This is a genomic window from Ruegeria sp. HKCCD9138, assembly GCF_057220975.1.
This window is the reverse complement of the sequence record NZ_JBWVAZ010000014.1, coordinates 78,623-97,429: the sequence shown is the minus strand read 5'-3', so window position 1 is coordinate 97,429 and position 18,807 is coordinate 78,623. Positions and strand designations below refer to the sequence as shown.

Here is an 18,807-nt window from a genome sequence, read left to right as displayed (position 1 = left end):
CCGGCGCCAGAAGGCCAGATCGCAGGCGGCGCGTGTCATCGCGTGACCCGCGTCCGGCCGCTCATGATGCGCCCGAAACCCCGCGCCAAGCGCGCCCACCGGCCGGCCCGCCTCCGGGTCGGGGTCCTGTGCATCCGCAACCGCGGTCCGCCCCAAGAAGGGGTTGTGAAGGTGTAGACGCCCCAGCTGGCCTCAATGTGGGGAGCTTGATCCTCTCATTGGAGTCAAAAAGTACCCAAATTGGTAGGCTAACTTAAGTTGTTGAAATCGTGTCGGTCAGTACCGTGAGGAATGCGACAACGCCTCGGAGGCGCAAATGTTGAAGAAACCCGAGAACATGAGCGAGTTGGACAGCTTCCTGAATACGCATCCAGATGTGCAGTTTGTGGATGCAATCCTATTCGATATTGCTGGAGAACCCATTGGCAAGCGTCACCCGATTAAAGACCTTCGAAGTCTCGATGAAAACGTCGAACAGTACTGTGCTCGTGCAACTATGCTGGGTGTTTTCGGTGAACACCATGATGTCTTCCGCATAGGTTTTTCCGACGGTGATCCGAGTATCGATCACGCGCTGGGGAGCCATGGTAGTGGGCTTAACAACACCACTTGAATGGGCATCGAACAAGCGCGTACCACGGCGTCGCAATATCCTGCAAAAAGTGCACAGCGCCTCCCAGAGACTGTCCGAAGACTTCCCCCAGTATCTACTGTCCAAGACGCTCCATCATCGACGCGACCTTGCTAACCTAATCAGCCATAGATGCTTGGAGCAACCGTCCGCTCCAAACAAGCCTCAAGGATTCAAGACAACGACAGCGTTCTAAAGCGTTCGTTGCAACCAACTTTAAACAAGTCAACAAACCAAGCAGGGAGTCAAAAATGAAACGACCCGCCTACTACTTAAGCGCCGCCGCTTTTTCTTTATTGGGTGCCGCTGCTCAGGCCAGCGATTTGGTTGTGTCCAATTGGGATGGATACATGCCACCAGACGCGGTTGATGCATTCAATAGCGCCACGGGGAACACCGCCGAACTGGTGCTGCATGCCACGAATGAGGAGATCATCGGCAAATTGATCGCATCTGGTGGCAAGGGCTACGATGTTGTTTTTGTATCATCTCCCTTTGCCGAGGTGCTAAACAACCTTGGGCTGGTAGAAACGCTGGATGCGTCGAAGCTTCCGAACATGGCGAACCTATACCCGGCAGCGTTGGAGCTTCCACATGATCCGGGCAACACGTTCTCGGTCCCTTACGCCTGGGGCACGACGGGCCTGTGCTACCGCGCGGATATGGTATCAGAGGCACCCGACAGTTGGATGGACCTGCTGCAACCCGCCGAAGATGTCAACGGTAAAACCACCATGCTGGCCACCGACCGTTGGCTTTTGGCCGCCGGGCAGTTGGCCAAAGGTTATTCCGTGAACGAAACGGACGAAAGCAAAATGACAGAGGTGCGCGATCTGTTGATCGACGCCAAGGGTACACTTCTGGCCTATGACGACACTACTTTCTTTGCCAAGTTGGTGTCGGGCGAAGCGTCGTTAGTGCATGCCTGGGACGGTTGGTGCAACTACGGCATCGCCGAGAATGCAGAGATAAAATACACTATCCCAACAGAGGGCAGCGACCTTTGGGTCGACACAATGGTGATTATGGCGGCGTCCAAAAATAAGGATGGGGCTTATGAGTTCATCAACTACATCCTTGACGCGGAAACCCATCGCTGGGCCGCTGAAAACATCCTTTACAAGGTGCCCAACCAGGCCGCGATGGAAGGCGTCGACCCCAGCCTTTTCGAGACTTACCCGAACATGGGTATGGCTCCGGAGGACATGTTGAAATTCGAGCAGCTTCGCGATGTAGGCGAAGCACAGCGCGCCTATGCGCGTCTGGTATCGGAAATCCGCGCCGCGAACTGATCCTGCCCTGCGCGATGATCCCGGCGATCATATCGTCGCCGGGACATTGGTGCGCATACTGGACGTAATTCAATATGATTGACCGCAAGTCTACGTATTTCATGGCCCCGGCATTCGCGTGGTTGACTTGTTTCATGGTCGTGCCGTGCCTGCTGATCCTTGCGCTCGCCTTCTTTAGGCGCGGTATCTATGGCGGGGTCGAGTACACATTTACCCTTGAAAACGTGGCCCTTGTTTTCGATCCGCTTTATGCGGGAATTTTCCTGAAATCCGCCTGGATTGCGGGGCTTGCGGCAACAGTAGCTGTCATCATCGGATATGCCGCGGCCTATGCCATCGCCTCGATGCACCGGCGGTATCAGCCGCTCCTTCTGTTCTTTGCCGTTATGCCTTTCTGGTCGAACTACCTTGTGCGCACATATGCCTGGATCGTACTGCTGAACCGCGAAGGGTTGATAACGGGTCTCGCGGGCTGGTTGGGGTACGAGGGCGAGATGCCGCGCTTGCTCTATACCGAAGGGGCCGTGGTGGTCGGGTTAGTCTACAATTACCTGCCCTTTGTCATCCTCGCCTGCTATGCGCCGCTGTCCCGGCTGAACCCTGAAGTCTCCGAAGCCTCTCGTGATCTGGGTGCGACGGGCTGGACGACATTCCGGCGCGTGACGCTGCCCATGACAGCGGCCGGCATCGCAACCGGCTTCGTCTTTGTCTTTGTTTTGTCCATCGGCAATTTTGTGACGCCGGCCCTACTGGGCGGCGGCCAATTCCAGATGATCGGCAATCTTATATACGATCAGTTCTTGAAATCGAATGACTGGCCATTCGGTGCCGCGCTGTCGATGGTTTTAATTGCTATTATGATGGGGCTGTTGACGTTGCAGACTTTTGCGAGCGAGCAAGCGTCGGGCGGTAGGGTTAAGCCGACATGACGGATCAAAGCCACGCCAAAAACCGTCTTATGCTGCTGATCCTCGGGCTGGTCTTTGCCTTTCTCTACATCCCGATATCCGTTCTTTTCGCGCTTTCCTTCAACGAAAAGGGCCTGCCCACAGCCTGGACTGGCTTTTCTACCAAATGGTTTGGCACGCTATTGGAAAACGAGGACATCCTGGGAGCGGCACTTAACACGCTAGTCGTGGCGTTGGTATCAACGGTGATGGCAACGATTTTTGGCACGCTTTTGGCCATCGGCGTCGAAATCCGTCGTCGCAAGGGCCGGGTTTTGGAAACCATTATCTTCGCGCCCATGATCATCCCGGATATCGTGTTGGCCATCGCGCTCTTGTCTTTCTTTTCCATGCTCAATGTTACCATGGGTCTGCATACGATCATCTTCGCCCATGTTGTCTTCAACTTGGCTTTTGTCTGTTCGGTCGTGCGAGCGCGCCTGAAAACCTTCGACTGGTCCATTGTCGAAGCATCGGCGGATTTGGGCGCGCCAGTCGCAACCACGATCTGGCGTGTGGTTTTGCCGGTTTTGACACCAGCGGTTACGGCTGGTGCACTTCTGGCCTTCACCCTGTCGGTTGATGAATTCATCATCGCGTTTTTTACTGCCGGAGCTGGCCGCGACTCCATCACTCTCCCGATGCAGATATTCGCGATGATCCGGTTCGGTGTCACGCCGGAAATCAACGCGCTGTCTACCATCGTCATGTGTGTCTCTGTCCTCGCTTTGACACTCGCGCAGCGCCTTAACCGAGGAGGTGTACCGGGACAATGAATGTTCTTTCCATCCAGCACGTCAATAAATCTTTTGGTACAGTGCCCGCCATCGACGGGGTCTCGCTCGAAATCGCTGAAAACGAGTTCTTCGCCCTGCTCGGCCCCTCGGGCAGCGGCAAGACTACCCTCCTGCGTATGATCGCAGGATTCGAAGACCTTTCGGGTGGGCGAATGCTGCTTGACGGGCAGGATATTTCAACCTTGCCAGCCAATAAGCGCCCCGTGAACCTGATGTTTCAGTCATACGCGCTATTCCCGCATATGAGTGTTGCGCAAAACATCGCCTATGGGCTCGAGATGGAGAAACTGCCTCGCAGCGAGATCGCAGCGCGCGTGGACGACATCCTGCGGGTTATCCAGTTGACTGAATTAGCGCGCCGCAAACCCGATCAACTCTCTGGTGGTCAGCGCCAACGCGTGGCGCTGGCGCGTGCGCTGGTAAAACGCCCGCGCATTCTTCTTTTGGACGAACCCCTGGGTGCACTTGACAAGAAACTGCGCGGTGAGATGCAGTTGGAGCTGAAACGAATTCAGACGGAGTTCGGCATTACCTTCATCATAGTCACGCATGATCAGGAAGAGGCGTTGGTCATGGCCGACCGTATCGCCATCCTGAAAGACGGCGCGCTCGTGCAATGCGGCAGCCCGCGCGCTGTTTATGAACATCCCGCCAACCGTTTTGCAGCCGAATTCATCGGAGTGATGAACTTTTTGCCGGTCCGGGCCGATGACGGCGCGCTGACTGACCGCACCGGCGCCTCGATTACTGCCGAGACTGCCGGGCGCAAGGGGGCGTTGATTGCAGCGTTCCGTCCTGAACGCCTGCGGCTTGACCCCAAGCCCGGTGACAATCAGTTGACCGGCAAGATTTTTGAACTCGCGTATCACGGACTGGATTTGCAGGTCCATCTGATCAGCCCTGCCTGCGAACGGCCGATTATCATACGTTTGACCGCAGATGCAGCCGAAGGCCGCTTGCTCAATCGTGGCGAGACACTCACTCTCGGTTGGGCACCAGAGGACACCCGGGTATTCGACACCTGACACCACCTAGAAGGGTTCTGAAGGTGTAGACGCCCCGAAGTTCAGCCTTAGCGTTGGAGAGTGGCTGTTCCCCGATAGGATGAAAGTGCGGGTTCACGACTGCACACCGGGCCCAAGCATCATAGGAGAACAGCCATGAAAGAGTATATCGGTCTCGATGTGTCGCTGAAAGAGACCGCAGTTTCAATCCGACGCGACGGCGAACGTGTCTGGCGCGGGAAACACGCCGAATAGAGAAGACAACACCTTCAAAGCCTCACGCGGCCCCACCGAGAGGGCAATGGGTAGAAGGGAATTGGGTCTGGCAAGTGGGAGAACATCCTGCCAGACCCCGGCAATCTCGCCAAATCAGTGGGCAACCATGATGTGGCGAACTGCCGTGTAGTCTTCGAGAGCGTACATCGACATATCTTTGCCATAGCCGGATTGCTTGAGTCCGCCGTGAGGCATTTCGTTTGTCAGCATAAAGTGTGTATTGATCCACGTGCAGCCATATTGAAGTTGTGCTGAGGCCTCCATCGCCCTTCCCACGTCTCTTGTCCAAACGGAGGACGCAAGTCCGTATTGGCTGTCATTGGCCCAATCGATAACCGGGTCAGATTCTGTGAATCGTGTCACCGAAACCACGGGACCAAAAACTTCGCGTTGCACGATCTCGTCGGTCTGTACCGCACCTGCAATTACCGTCGGCGCATAGTAGAACCCCGGCCCATTGTGAGCCTCACCTCCCGTGGTGATTTCAATGTGCTTGTTTTCAGAGGCCCGCTGAACAAAGCTGGCAACCCGATCCCGCTGACGAGGAGAAATCAATGGCGGTATTTCATTCAACGTGTCGTCCGCATCGTCATAGACAATGCTGGCTGCCGCATCGGTTAATTCAGTGACAAGCTTTTCGTAGATACCATCGCCAGCATAAACGCGACAGGCCGCAGTGCAATCTTGACCGGCATTGTAAAAACTAAACGCCTTTAGTCCTTCAATCACGCGATTGAGGTCGGCATCGTCGAAGACTATAACAGGAGCCTTGCCGCCAAGTTCCAAATGCGTGCGTTTGACGCTCTTTGCTGCGGCCATCAAAACCTTTTTACCCGTTGCGACGTCGCCTGTGATCGAGATCATATCGACGTCTTCGTGATTGATCAGTGCATTGCCAACTGATCCCCCTTGCCCCACGATCACGTTGACGACACCCTCCGGTAAAATGTTGGACAAAATGCGTGCAAAGGCCAACGCAGTGAGCGGAGTCTGTTCAGATGGCTTGATTACAACGGTGTTTCCACCCGCCAATGCAGGAGCAAGTTTCCAGGCCATCATCATAATTGGATAGTTCCAGGGAGCAATTGAGGCGACCACTCCGATTGGATCGCGACGGATCATGCTGGTATGCCCCTCAATGTAATTTCCGGATATTGGACCATGCATGTTCCGTACCGCGCCCGCGAAATAGCGGAAGCAGTCAGCAACGGCCGGAATCTCCTCATTCCTAACTTCGTTAATGGGTTTGCCGCAGTTTAGCGCCTCCAACTGAGCAAGAGTTTCAAGTTCTTTCTCTACAGCATCGGCAATTGCCAAGAGCTTCGCAGATCGCTCACTCGGGGTTGTGCGCGACCAGGCGGGAAAAGCCCGCCGCGCGGCCTTAACCGCTCTGTCAATCTGGCCTGGATCTGCCTCCGGCAGTTTGACGACAATCTCACCCGTTCGCGGATTTAGGACGCTTTCTTCCGTTTCCGTGCCGGCTTCAAATTCGCCCCCAATCAACATATCTGTGTACATTTTTTGCTCCCTACTATTTGCCTTGTCCAGCAACCGTGTCAGTGCCGCGGGTGAGATAAAACGCGCCGAGGATCGGCAGGAACGTAACCAAGACGACAACCATGGCGACGACATTTGTCACCGGACGCTGTCGAGGGCGTACGAGTTCTTCAAGCATCCAGATTGGTAAAGTCTGCTGTTGCCCGGCAGTGAACGTCGTTACGATCACCTCGTCAAAACTGAGAGCAAATGCCAACATGCCTCCCGCCAAAAGCGCTGTAGAGATATTCGGCAGGATTACAAACCTGAAGGTTTGGAAGGCGTTTGCACCAAGGTCCATGGACGCCTCGACAAGGCTGCCACTGGTACGACGAAAACGGGCCACGGCGTTATTGTATACAACTACTACGCAGAAAGTGGCGTGCCCAAGGACAATAGTCCAGAAACTGAACGGAATGTCCGCAAGGTTGAAGGCAGAACGTAGCGAAATACCAGTGATGATCCCGGGCAGAGCGATGGGCAAAATCACGAGCAAAGATATTGTCTCGCGACCAAAGAACTTTGAACGAGCCACGGCCGCAGCGCACAGGGTTCCAAGGATCAGCGCAATTATCGTCGAGACTGAAGCAACGCGAAGGGACAAGCTCAAGGCCTCCCAAACGTCTGGGCGGTTCCAAGTGACGCCGAACCACTTAAGCGTCAAACCCGGGGGGGGCCATTGGTAGCTCTTGTCTTCCGTCGTGAACGCGTAGACGAATATCAAAACTATCGGAAGATGCATAAATAGGAGCCCGAAAGCTGCGGCGAGCTTCAGCGATAGTGTGGCGCGGTCAGAGTGCATCGAAAGCCCCCATTCTGCGTGCTCCGTAGAGGTAGACACCCATAATCACAATCGGAACGACGGCGAATGCAGCCGCAAGCGGAATGTTTCCAGCCGTTCCTTGGAACTGATAGACAGCTTGTCCAATCATCCGGGCTGAAGTGCCAACAATCTGAGGAATGATGTAGTCACCCAGCGTCAAAGAAAATGTAAAGATCGATCCCGCAATGATGCCTGGCAAAGCCAAAGGCAAAAGCACATTACGGAAAGTCTGTGCTGGGTTTGCTCCAAGATCCCCCGACGCCTCAAGTAGGGAAGCTGGCACGCGCTCAAGCGAAGCCTGTATCGGCAAGATCATGAAAGGCAACCAAACGTAGAGGAACACAAGGAAGGTTCCCGTCCAACTGACGGAAAGAGAGTTGCCCCCTACGACGGGAAGCGAGAGATAGGCTTCCAGCAACCATGTCAGGTGCATACTCTCGAAGATCCAACTTAGGATACCTTCCTTGGCCAGGATCAGTTTCCAAGAATAGACTTTGACCAGATAGCTCGACCAGAGTGGGAGCATAACCCCCAAATAGAAGAACGCTTTCCACCAGCCTTTTGCATAGCGCGCGGCATAATAGGCAACCGGGAAGCCAATGATTGCTGCTGCAAACGTTACACTTGCAGCCATAGCAATTGTGCGCAGTATTATGTCTAAATTCGCTGGCCGGAAAAGCTCGGCATAAGTGCGAAGAGTAAATTCATAGTTGATGAGCCCAGAAAACTCGTCAATCGAAAAGAAGCTCTGCGCCAACAACGCGAAAAGCGATCCTAGATAAATGATGCCCAGCCACAGAGCAGGGGGCAAAATCAGTGCAAGCAGCAGGATATTTGGCTTTCGCCAAAGCAAGTCTGAGACGTGACTTGCGGCGCCAATTTGTGGCCGCTTGCCTGCGGGTTGAACCGACGTTTCAGCCATTTTGGGACTCCATCAAGTGCAGCGCATCAACATTCCAATTGATACGGACTGTTTCGCCAACCTTCGGTGCCGGCACAGTTTTCGGTAAGGCTGCATTGATGATTTGCCCTTGCAAGTTGAGGGACACTCGGGTTGTTGCTCCTAGATATGCATGAGAAATAACCTGAGCCGCGTACCCTTCTTTCCGCAGTTCGACAGCTTCTGGTCGGAGGCTGGCCGGCCGTTTTTCCCCGGTGACGCTCTCGACAAACTCCTCCGATAGCACGTTGGATGAGCCCACAAAATCCGCCACGAATGCGGTACGCGGTGCATCGTAGATTTCTTGAGGTAATCCTATTTGTTGTATCTGACCCTCACTAAATACAGCGACACGATCGGCCATAGACAGGGCCTCGCCTTGATCATGGGTCACAAAAACAAACGTTATTCCGAGCTGACGTTGCAGGCCTTTGAGCTCCTCCTGCATCTGTTCACGCAATTTGAGATCAAGCGCACCGAGGGGCTCGTCCAACAAAAGCACTTTGGGCTTGTTAACCAGTGCTCGTGCCAACGCTACGCGCTGCCGCTGCCCACCTGATAATTCAGACGGCTTTCGCAAGCCGTAGCCAGGCAGCGCCACCATCTCCAGCGCTTCATCAGCAGCACGATGCTGTTGGGCCTTTGAATAACCAGAGATTTTTAGACCATAGGAGACATTGTCGCGCACATTTAAGTGCGGGAAGAGCGCGTAGTCTTGGAAAACGGTATTTACTGGACGGCGATAGGGAGGAGTTGCTCCGGAGTTTTCTCCGAATATCTCGATCTTTCCTGCTGTTGGTTGTTCAAATCCAGCGATTAATCGCAGGCATGTCGTTTTACCGGAGCCGGAAGGACCAAGCATCGCAAAAAACTCCCCTTCTGCGATATCTAGGTCAACGGTATTCACGGCGCGTACAGCACCATAGTGGCGAGAAACCGCGCGGAGGCGAACGGCAGACAGCATGACAGTGTTTCCTTTAGGAGGGCTCACCGCTCAGCTAAGCGGTGAGCCGAAGCTGGTTTATCGACCGCCAATTACACCGATGTAATCAGAGACCCAGCGATAGTACGGCACACATTCGTCATGGCTCTCACATTTGGAAACCGGTGTTTGCCAAAAGCGAATTCGCTCGAAATCATCAAAGCCGTTTTTGGTGCAGCCGTCTGCGGTCTGTTTGCCTCGGCCATCGGTGCAAGCCGCCGGAACGGCGGGATTAGCACCGAACCAAACTGACAGGTCGGACATCAAATTGGAGCTCAGTGTGTGCTCGAACCACATGTAAGCGCAATTTGGGTTTTCCGCATCCACATGCATCATCGTTGTATCAGCCCACCCAGTTGCTCCTTCTTTCGGGATCACACTTGCGATTGGCGCGTCATCACCTTGAAGTAAGTTCACCATAAATGGCCAAGACCCGGATGCCGCCATCCCCTCGTTTTTAAAGTCATCGATTTGGATGAATGCGTCGTGCCAATAGCGACCGACAAGCTTGCGTTGTTGACGCAAGAGCTCAAGAGCGGCGTCGTACTGTTCCTGATTCAGTTCATAGGGCGACGCGATACCCAGCTCAGGCTGATGTGTCATCAGATAAAGTGCTGCATCGGCAATGTGAATTGGCCCATCGTAAGCCTGAACGCGCCCCTCATTCGGTTTACCATCTGGCAAGTCCTGAGGTTCGAACACGATACTCCAAGAGTCGGGTGACTGATCACCGAATACTTCGGTGTTGTACATCAGCACGTTTGGGCCCCACATGTATGGAACTCCGTAGTGCACGCCATCGATAAAGTGCCAAGGAGCTTCCTTGAGGCGCTCGTCAATTGTATTCCAACTTGGGATCAAGTCAGTGTTGACTTCCTGAACACGTTTTCCAGCGATCATGCGTAACGACGCATCGCCAGAGGCGGTCACGAGGTCGAAACCGCCTTCGTTCATTAGCGCAACCATTTCATCTGATGTATTCGCGGTCTTCACATTAACCGCACAACCAGTCGCTTTCTCAAAGCCTGTGACCCAATCGAACTCGGGTGACGTTTCTCCTCTTTCGATGTAACCCGGCCAAGCGACAATATTCAACTGGCCTTCACCGGCCCCCAGTGTTGCCACCTTTGCATTCGCTACTGGTACCGCCGCAGTAAGAGCAGCCAAAGCAATCGCTGTGCAAGGTTTGAGATTGTATCTCATGATTGTCTCCCTGTTTTTTTCAAACACGATTCTTGGGAAGACAATGGAGGGAATTTTTTGATATCTCCAATTCAATTATTAGATGCTGTTGTATCGGAAATTCAGATACCTGGATTTTCTTAACGATTCCGAGCGTTTTTCATTGCTTGAGCGACGGCAATAAACTCGTCTGTGGCATCAGAAGTGGTCAATCCGCGACGCCAAACGAGGCCCACCTGAACGACGGGGAGAGTGCTATCGACATCTCTGCTCTGTATTCGGTCGCCCTCAAGCGACCAGGGCCGATAAACCAGGTCTGGGAGCAACGCAACGCCTGCACCAGTTGCTACAAGGGATCGAACCGCTTCCACGGACCGAGTCCGAAACGCCACCCTTGGGCGTTCGCCAAATGCGGATACGACCGTGACAGCTTCGCGTTCCATTTCGTCAACATCCAAAACGATCAATGGCTCCTTTGCGACATCAGACAGCGCGATGCTGCGCTGTCGTCCTAACTCGTGGTCATTCGGAAGCCAAAGTCTGAACGATGAAACATCGAGGATTTCGGACTGAAGTGCATACCTGTCTCGCAAGTGAGTGGTCACCATCACTGCAATGTCCAACTCACCCCCTATGATCAAGTGTTCTAGGTATTCAGCATTGTCTTCGACTGCGCTCACCTCTACGTCAGGAAAAAGCCGTCGATAGCGCGACAGTACTTCCGACAAAACATAACCTGCAGTGAGAGAGGTTACTCCGAGATTCAGAGTCCCTTTAATCTGACGCGAACCAGTCGTTACGGCACGCGTTGCGCTAGAGACTTCAGCGAGAATTGAAATTGTGTGCCTTAAGAAAACTTGCCCGTCCGGAGTTATGGAGATTCCACGGGGGTGTCGCTCAAAGAGCTTGACACCCAAGTTGGCTTCGAGTTCCTTGATCGCCTCCGTGACCGCACTTTGAGAAATCGACAGGGCGTGAGCGGCCTTACTGACGGATCCCTCCTCAGCTGCTGCCGAAAAGTACCTGAGTTGTTTCAACGTAACTGACATGATCGGGATAACTACCAACGAGTGGGCGATCGGATCAACAGGCCGGCCAAGGGCAAAAGAGGCAATATTGATGCAATGTCACAGAAAAACCAGCACTGATAGGAAGTAATATAGCCTCATACTGGTGTCGTACTTGCCCGGTAGGCATTACCCCACACGATAGAGTGACTACATGACGCAAACGTCCTGAGGCATGATCTGAAACAGTTCGAGATGGTTTGAATCTGCGCAAAGAGCGTGAACGCAGTAGGCCTAAATCTACGTCGACCATCTCACCTTAGAATGTGGGCGGCGTACAAGCACTGAAGACTACCGCCTCTTCCGGACCGACCTGTCGAAATCGATGCGGTAGTCTGCTTTCGAAATAATAGGCATCACCGGAGCCAAGAATCTTGCGATGCTCTCCTACCGTAATCTCGACCCTGCCCGAAATTACGATCCCAGCCTCCTCACCCTCGTGAGAATACATGACACGACCGGTGTCCGCACCCACGCTGTAAGTCTCCTTCAATACCATCAGTGAACGACGGAACAGATTTGCCCCCACTTGCTTGAGCGACAGCTGCCCTTTGCCGATCTCCACTAGGTCTTCTGCCGCGTAAAAGACCGTTCGTTCGGGTTCGGGCTCGAAGGCGAAAAACTCCGACAATCCAATCGGAATCCCATCAAGTATCTTTCTCAAGGCTCCAACGGATGGGTTCATCTGTCCGGATTCTATCAATGAGATAGTACTATTAGGTACGCTGACCTTTTTTGCCAAAGCGCGTTGCGACAGGCCGGCTCTGGTCCGAACTGTCCGCAGGCGCCAGCCCAGCTCAACGTCGCCATTCTTCGTGTTTGTTCTGTTCATTATTACCTAATACCTCTCACCTGAGGTTAATAAATACAACATGTTGCAAGCAGAAAGAAACAGACTTTTTTTGTATAATGAGCCACTCTACGGTGATCGACGAGTTTCAAAATAGACAATGGAAAACGACTATGCTGAACGCTGAGATATCGGAGAGAAAGAGCAACTCAATTGCCCGAGGCGTTGGTATGATGACCCAAGTCTACGCAGAGCGTGCCGAAAACTCTGAAATCTGGGACGTTGAAGGAAACCGATATATTGACTTTGCCGCAGGTATCGCCGTTGTCAATACCGGCCACCGGCATCCGAAGGTCATAGAAGCGGTCAAAGCTCAGCTCGAGAGCTTCACTCACACGTGCCATCAGGTGGTTCCCTACGAAAACTACGTCAGGCTGGCAGAACGTCTGAATGTACTTGTGCCCGGTGATTTTGACAAAAAGACCATCTTTGTCACTACTGGCGCTGAAGCAGCCGAAAACGCGGTCAAGATCGCGCGCGCAGCTACCGGTCGTTCGGCGGTCATCGCGTTCTCCGGTGGGTTTCACGGTCGGACCTTTATGGGTATGGCGTTGACCGGAAAGGTAGTTCCCTACAAGAAGGGTTTTGGCGCGATGCCAGGCGACGTGTTCCATGTTCCCTTCCCAGTCGATCTTCACGGCGTGAGCGTTTCAGACAGCGTTGCTGCACTGGACAAGCTGTTCAAAGCAGATGTCGATCCAGCGCGCGTTGCTGCAATCGCCTTAGAGCCCGTGCAAGGTGAGGGCGGTTTCTATGAAGCCCCGAAAGAGCTGATGCAACATCTACGCAAGGTTTGTGATGAGCACGGCATTCTGCTGATCGCTGATGAGGTGCAAACAGGCTTTGCACGCACGGGCAAACTCTTCGCCATGGAACACCATGGTGTGGTCCCAGATCTGACATGCATGGCCAAAGGTCTTGGCGGCGGATTCCCAATTGCTGCTGTCACTGGCCGCGCCGAAATTATGGACGGAGCGGATCCGGGCGGCCTAGGTGGGACCTACGGCGGCAACCCAATCGGTGTAGCGGCGGCACATGCTGTGCTGGACGTGATCGAAGAAGAGGACCTCTGTGCCCGCGCTGATCAACTTGGCAACCGTTTAAAACAGCGGCTCTCCTCAATGCGCGATACGATTCCTGAAATTGCAGATATTCGCGGTCCCGGTTTTATGAATGCGGTCGAGTTCAATCTAGCAGATGGCTCAGCGCCCAACCCTAACTTTGCAACTGCGGTCAAATCCGAGGCGATGAAGCGTGGCCTTATACTCTTGACGTGTGGTGTCTACGGCAACGTCATTCGTTTCCTCGCTCCCGTCACGATCCAAGACGATGTGTTCAACGAAGCACTTGACACTCTCGAAACATCCGTGAAAGCGGCCAAAGGGGGAAACGTTTAAATGGCACTCTCCAATGTGTTGCAACGGCTCGCGAGGTCGGACTTGCTTATCAACGCCGCCTTCGTCGGAGGTGAGTGGAAGGAAACTGCTTCCGATGGCGCGACATTTGAGGTAAAAAACCCCTCGACCGGAGAGGTCATTGCCACCTTGCCGGATCTCGGTGTTGGTGAAACCAGCATTGCGATTGATGCGGCGTACATCGTGCAAAAGGACTGGGCTGCAAAAACCGGCAAGGAACGCGCGGCCGTCCTTCGCCGTTGGTATGACCTGATGGTCGACAATGCCGACGATCTGGGAATGATCTTGACGGCGGAAATGGGCAAACCTTTTGCAGAGGCGAAAGGTGAAATCCTCTACGGCGCCAGCTTCATCGAATGGTTCGCTGAAGAAGCGAAACGGATCTATGGCGATATCATTCCGGGGCATCAGCCTGACAAGCGTATCATGGTGCTTAAGCAACCCGTGGGCGTTGTCGCATCGATTACGCCGTGGAACTTTCCCAATGCCATGATTGCTCGTAAAGTTGGCCCGGCTCTTGCGGTCGGATGTTCCTTTGTCGCAAAGCCGGCCGCTGAGACGCCGCTCTCGGCCCTCGCCATGGCCAAGCTCGCTGAAGAGGCCGGCCTACCAGCAGGCCTGTTTTCGGTCATCACGTCGAAACGGTCTTCTGACGTCGGCAAGATGTTTTGCGCAAATGAGAAAGTGCGCAAGCTGACCTTCACAGGTTCAACCGAAGTTGGACGTATCTTGATGGAGCAGTCCGCACGCCAGGTCATGAAAACGTCCATGGAACTCGGCGGCAACGCACCGTTCATCGTATTCGACGACGCGGACCTCGATGCTGCGGTCGAAGGAGCTATGATTTCCAAATACCGCAACAACGGCCAAACATGCGTCTGCGCAAATCGCATCTACGTGCAAGCCGGCGTCTATGATGCATTTGCTGAGAAGCTTGTCGCAGCCGTAGAGGCGATAAAGGTTGGCGACGGTTTTTCCGACGACGTTGCGGCTGGCCCGCTGATCAGCGAAGCGGCTGTCGATAAAGTGGAAGAACATATCGCTGATGCGACGAGCAAGGGTGCCACGCTTGTCACAGGCGGAAAGCGCCACGGGCTCGGTGGTACTTTCTTTGAGCCAACGGTCATGACTGGCGTAACGCGCGACATGCTTATTGCGAGCGATGAGACTTTCGGTCCGGTCGCACCGCTCTTCAAGTTCGACACCGTTGAAGATGTCATCGAACAAGCCAATGACACCATCTTTGGCCTTGCGTCTTATTTCTACGCCAAGGATCTCGCCAATGTCTGTCGCGTCGCTGAAGCACTAGAATACGGCATGGTGGGGGTCAATACAGGACTAATCTCAACAGAAGTCGCTCCGTTTGGCGGCGTAAAACAGTCTGGAACGGGACGAGAAGGCTCGAAGTACGGTTGTGATGACTACCTTGAAATCAAGTACGTCTGCGTGGGCGGCGTATGATCAGACCGGGCTTTAGGATCTCAGAAATTCTCCCTGTCACGAGGCTGACTCCTCCCTAGCACTCGCGGCGACCTGGCCGGTGAACACTTTATGGCCTTTTCCCCGTTCACCGGCGTGGTGCTGGTCAATCTGTAAAGAGCACAAGCTTCATTTTCTTGTAAGTGTATGTCAGCGCTGGAAAACCGTAAACATGCCCAGCTTTCACCTGACACTTCTTGGCCAGAACGCAGTCTAGAAGTCCAGGCAGTTTCTGTAAATTGCTGTAGGGGACTTCAGGTCGCCCGTGCCCCCCGAACAAGCGGGCTTCCGTGGGAAAAACCCTTATGGCCCGCTTCGCGCTCTTAGCGTAGGGCTCAATATCGCTTGCCGCCATCACAAAAACCGGCCCGCTATAAAGGAAATCACCTAAAAAAACCAATTTCCTCTCGTCATCAATAATCACGATAGTCTCTTTAGAATGACCAGGAAGGTGAACCAACTTGATTTCGCGTTCGCCCAAATCAATCGATTGGTCAAGTGGGAACCATTCGCCAACTCTCGTTTGTTCAGGTCGCGTACTGTCCAAAAGCTCTTCTTGCGAGAAACGATATGAGCCGTCCTCGGAGATATTGACACGCAGGAACGGCAAATCCGGAAACGCCACGTGTTCAAACTCTTCAATATTAGCGATGTGGTCGAAGTGGAAATGGCTTGGAAGTAACGTGACGGGCAGATCGGTCAGTTGCTCTATGATATGTGTCATCTTACTGCCACCAACAGATCTGTTCTCGCCCGTACCAGTGTCGATCATGATAGCTCTCTTTGTACCAAGTACCAGATAACTAACGTTGCCCTGACTACTCCGACGTTCTTCAATGACATAAGTGTCCGGATCGATCTGCCCGACAGAATACCAATTTGAGGCGACGTCAACTGGTGTAATCGGTTGGGGATTTTCAGCGACAGCCAAGCTCACAGTCATTAATACTACTCCAAAAGTCATAATTAGATGGGTTAACAACACACTAAATCGGCTCATTTGTATCCTCCAAAGTTCAGTCAACTCTTGCTTACGATTTTCGCCGAATATCGAGTCGAAGAAGTCTATCGCTTGCTACTGCTGCAACCGCTTTCACTGCATCAATCTTGGTGTAGCCAAATCCGCGTTAGAAGCGGATACCTACCCTTGGCACACCCTCCACCATTCGATCATGCAGCAGGTTGCAGACGTCACATTCCGGACGTTCAAAACTAGGTGTCGTATGATAGGTGAGCGGGGCACATCCACCTTTTGCTCACGCCGTTTTTGCTGACGCAGAAACCCCTCGCAAATGCGGCATGAGGTTTGTGGTGTTGGAGCGGAACCCACCGAACCAGACATTCATCTGCGTTTTTGTCACTGAACTTCAGGTCGTCCTCCTTAGTTGGCTGTGCGCTGCGTGCTGATAGGTAAGAAATCCTCGGCGCGGGTTATTGAAATTCTTTCTTGGCAACTGGGTGAGCTTGCCAGAGGGCAGCCGGGAAACAGGCGTTACGAAAGTTCATCCACCGCCCGATACGCCATTGATATCGCGGCTTCGGCCATTGCCTGGCCGGAGGCATCAGAGTTTGCAATTGCCACATTGCCGATTGTCTGCCGCGCTACCCCGTGATGTTGTCCGCCTGCATAGCCATGGGGCCAGCGGTTCACCGTGATCGCAGCAATATCGCTGGCCGCATCAAACCCGTAGGGACCAAATATGCGGTTCAATTGCTCGCGAGTGCGTCTTTCGATTTCTTCGAAGGTCAGTTCCAGCAGCTCATAACGACCCATCCGAAACCGATCGACCATATCCAGATCCTCACCGTATAGGGCGGGACAGAACTCCATATGCAGGACTATGGGCTCATCTGGATTGCGTGAAAACTCGTAACCTCCCATCGAGACCGGAAAATCCAGCATGAGCTCAGCATGAAACCCATCCGGACAATAGAGCGCGCTTGCGCCCAGCTTGTGAAAGGCGCGCCAATTGGTCAGGGCAACATTGGTGTAGACCAGCGGCGCTTTGACATAGGAGGCGAGCGCTTCAGCCTGCGCCTCTTCCATTTCTGGGATCAGATAGGGGATTGCCATATTGTAGCAGGCCATAATGCAATGGTGCGCCTCTACCGCATAGGTTTCACCGCCATGCACGTAAGTTACCTTTGCCGGTTTGTCCCCGTCTCCCGGCCGTACATTCACCACAGTGCTATCCAGACGCAGTCGCACATTGTTTTCGGGCAAATCCAACTTGTCATAGTCAAACCGCGCCAACACGATGTCATCCATTGTGTTACCCGAGGCACATCCAGGGATCATCTTGCGCACCAGAAGTCGCGCAATCGATGCATTCCCATCCGGGAAATGGTGGATATATGTCTCGGGTTCATCTTCGGAATCCTCGGGACGGTCGATGAACCAACCGGCCATGCCCAGTTTCAGCCCGGCAAAGCCTGGCAGCCCGCTATAGAGCCAGGCTGCGCCCGCTGGCACCAGATCAGGCGCAACGGCGAACCCTCCGTTGGTGGACTGGCGAAAGAGGCTGATCAGGGTTTCTGACATGCCACAATAGTTGCGCAGGTAATCGGTGTAGGAGGTGCCTTCGAGAATCTCCTGCTTGTCAGAAACACCCTTCAAGTAGTCCGGCGGTGACAGCATGAGTTCTTTGAGTTTCGCCCGATCTTCAGCTGTCAACGGCAGGTCGTCGATTTGCTCGGGGGTTGGTTTCTGGCCACGTCCGCCTCCGTAGGCCACGGTAAAGGGAAAATGAACGTCTTTTTCAGCACCTAACTGTTCGGCGAACATTCGGGTTTGCATACCCAGCCGTTCATAGAACCCCCGATCATAGGCTGTTTCAAACCGGTCAATATCAATTCCTATATCCCTGAGGCAATCCATCACCTCGATGTCAAACTCCTGCGGGTTTTCGAGGGTCTGGCTACCGCCATAGCCAATCAGGAAGTGACCGTTGACTGTAAACTCATTCCGCTTGGCATGACCGCCAAAATCATCGTGGTTATCCAGAATCAGGATGCGCGCCTGTGGATGGTCGCGCTGGTACTTGCGCGCCGCCGCAAGACCGCTCAGACCTGCACCCACCACGACCAGATCATAGCTGCCGCTGATCTTGTCCGATTGTGGTGCATCTTCGCCGTCGCGGCCAATTCGGTGCATAACCTCGAACGAACCCGGATGTGAACCGCGCATCCCTGTTAGCGCGGGCGGATTGGGCGCATTCCCGCTTGCCGCCATACCGGGTTTTGCCAACCATGGCATGCTGGCTGCAGCACCAATAGATACCGCCACTCCATTGATGAATTGGCGGCGGCTGATCGGTGCGGTCATGCCAAGTCTGTCCTGGGTCATCTCAATGCTCCTTCTGCCCGTAAACCACATTTGCGAAGCGCAGAGGAATCCAGTGCACATTCCATACGTTGCTCTGCACCTTGGTACTATTCAAGGTGACGCCTGTGTCAAATCTGGTCTCGATATCGGTCAAAGCCGCACGAAACTCGGGTAATATTTTGATAATTAGTGATATTATTGAATCGAGCTTCGGAGCAGTTCGGTGATATGTGGGCAGACTTCCACTTTGGTTTATACAGA

At 53.6% G+C, this 18,807-nt stretch carries 16 protein-coding genes; 7 read left to right on the top strand and 9 right to left on the bottom strand.

Annotated features, from left to right (window positions below; translation table 11 throughout):
• Positions 1-316 precede the first annotated feature (316 nt).
• The 5 genes from AC2TEL_RS19655 (at position 317) to AC2TEL_RS19635 (ending at position 4,692) form a co-directional block, all read left to right on the top strand.
• Positions 317-613 (top strand): hypothetical protein, encoded by a 297-nt coding sequence (locus tag AC2TEL_RS19655; RefSeq protein ID WP_480906369.1) that lies wholly within the window; start codon positions 317-319, stop codon positions 611-613.
• Positions 614-882: 269 nt separating this feature from the next.
• Positions 883-1,923, top strand: coding sequence for a polyamine ABC transporter substrate-binding protein (locus AC2TEL_RS19650; RefSeq protein ID WP_480906366.1), 1,041 nt, complete (start codon positions 883-885; stop codon positions 1,921-1,923).
• Positions 1,924-2,024: 101 nt separating this feature from the next.
• Positions 2,025-2,852: an ABC transporter permease gene (locus AC2TEL_RS19645; RefSeq protein WP_480906364.1), complete on the top strand. Its 828-nt coding sequence runs from the start codon at positions 2,025-2,027 to the stop codon at positions 2,850-2,852.
• A complete protein-coding gene (locus tag AC2TEL_RS19640; RefSeq protein ID WP_480906361.1) occupies positions 2,849-3,646 on the top strand; it encodes an ABC transporter permease in 798 nt (265 codons plus the stop codon). Before AC2TEL_RS19645 ends, AC2TEL_RS19640 begins: the two co-directional genes overlap by 4 nt.
• Positions 3,643-4,692, top strand: a complete 1,050-nt coding sequence (locus AC2TEL_RS19635; RefSeq protein WP_480862882.1) for an ABC transporter ATP-binding protein — start codon at positions 3,643-3,645, stop codon at positions 4,690-4,692. The genes AC2TEL_RS19640 and AC2TEL_RS19635 overlap by 4 nt, the downstream gene beginning before the upstream one ends.
• 348 nt (positions 4,693-5,040) lie before the next feature.
• Here AC2TEL_RS19635 and AC2TEL_RS19630 read toward each other — a convergent pair whose 3' ends face one another.
• The 7 genes from AC2TEL_RS19630 to AC2TEL_RS19600 all read right to left on the bottom strand — a co-directional run bounded on the left by AC2TEL_RS19630 (position 5,041) and on the right by AC2TEL_RS19600 (position 12,309).
• The gene (locus AC2TEL_RS19630) at positions 5,041-6,465 is read right to left on the bottom strand and encodes a gamma-aminobutyraldehyde dehydrogenase (protein ID WP_480862884.1); all 1,425 of its coding nucleotides are present in this window, start codon (positions 6,463-6,465) and stop codon (positions 5,041-5,043) included.
• A 13-nt stretch (positions 6,466-6,478) separates the two neighbouring features.
• On the bottom strand, positions 6,479-7,087 hold the full coding sequence (locus AC2TEL_RS19625) for an ABC transporter permease (RefSeq protein WP_480906358.1): 609 nt from the start codon (positions 7,085-7,087) through the stop codon (positions 6,479-6,481).
• Between the two features lie 187 nt (positions 7,088-7,274).
• The gene (locus AC2TEL_RS19620) at positions 7,275-8,228 is read right to left on the bottom strand and encodes an ABC transporter permease (protein ID WP_480906356.1); all 954 of its coding nucleotides are present in this window, start codon (positions 8,226-8,228) and stop codon (positions 7,275-7,277) included.
• The gene (locus AC2TEL_RS19615; protein ID WP_480862888.1) at positions 8,221-9,210 is read right to left on the bottom strand and encodes an ABC transporter ATP-binding protein; all 990 of its coding nucleotides are present in this window, start codon (positions 9,208-9,210) and stop codon (positions 8,221-8,223) included. The genes AC2TEL_RS19620 and AC2TEL_RS19615 overlap by 8 nt, the downstream gene beginning before the upstream one ends.
• 57 nt (positions 9,211-9,267) lie before the next feature.
• Positions 9,268-10,431: an ABC transporter substrate-binding protein gene (locus tag AC2TEL_RS19610; protein WP_480862890.1), complete on the bottom strand. Its 1,164-nt coding sequence runs from the start codon at positions 10,429-10,431 to the stop codon at positions 9,268-9,270.
• 119 nt (positions 10,432-10,550) lie between these two features.
• Complete coding sequence (locus AC2TEL_RS19605; protein ID WP_480862892.1) at positions 10,551-11,459, bottom strand: LysR family transcriptional regulator; 909 nt, start codon at positions 11,457-11,459, stop codon at positions 10,551-10,553.
• A gap of 277 nt (positions 11,460-11,736) precedes the next feature.
• Positions 11,737-12,309 carry a cupin domain-containing protein gene (locus AC2TEL_RS19600; protein ID WP_480862894.1) on the bottom strand — a complete coding sequence of 191 codons (573 nt, stop codon included), beginning with the start codon at positions 12,307-12,309 and terminating at the stop codon, positions 11,737-11,739.
• Between the two features lie 131 nt (positions 12,310-12,440).
• On the opposite strand from AC2TEL_RS19600, the gene AC2TEL_RS19595 reads away from it, so the two are divergent.
• Complete coding sequence (locus AC2TEL_RS19595; RefSeq protein ID WP_480844606.1) at positions 12,441-13,724, top strand: 4-aminobutyrate--2-oxoglutarate transaminase; 1,284 nt, start codon at positions 12,441-12,443, stop codon at positions 13,722-13,724.
• A complete protein-coding gene (locus tag AC2TEL_RS19590) occupies positions 13,725-15,203 on the top strand; it encodes an NAD-dependent succinate-semialdehyde dehydrogenase (RefSeq protein WP_480906354.1) in 1,479 nt (492 codons plus the stop codon).
• Between the two features lie 124 nt (positions 15,204-15,327).
• Here AC2TEL_RS19590 and AC2TEL_RS19585 read toward each other — a convergent pair whose 3' ends face one another.
• A complete protein-coding gene (locus AC2TEL_RS19585) occupies positions 15,328-16,221 on the bottom strand; it encodes an MBL fold metallo-hydrolase (protein WP_480862898.1) in 894 nt (297 codons plus the stop codon).
• Between the two features lie 492 nt (positions 16,222-16,713).
• Positions 16,714-18,567 (bottom strand): NAD(P)-binding protein, encoded by a 1,854-nt coding sequence (locus AC2TEL_RS19580; protein ID WP_480906351.1) that lies wholly within the window; start codon positions 18,565-18,567, stop codon positions 16,714-16,716.
• Between the last annotated feature and the right edge of the window lie 240 nt (positions 18,568-18,807).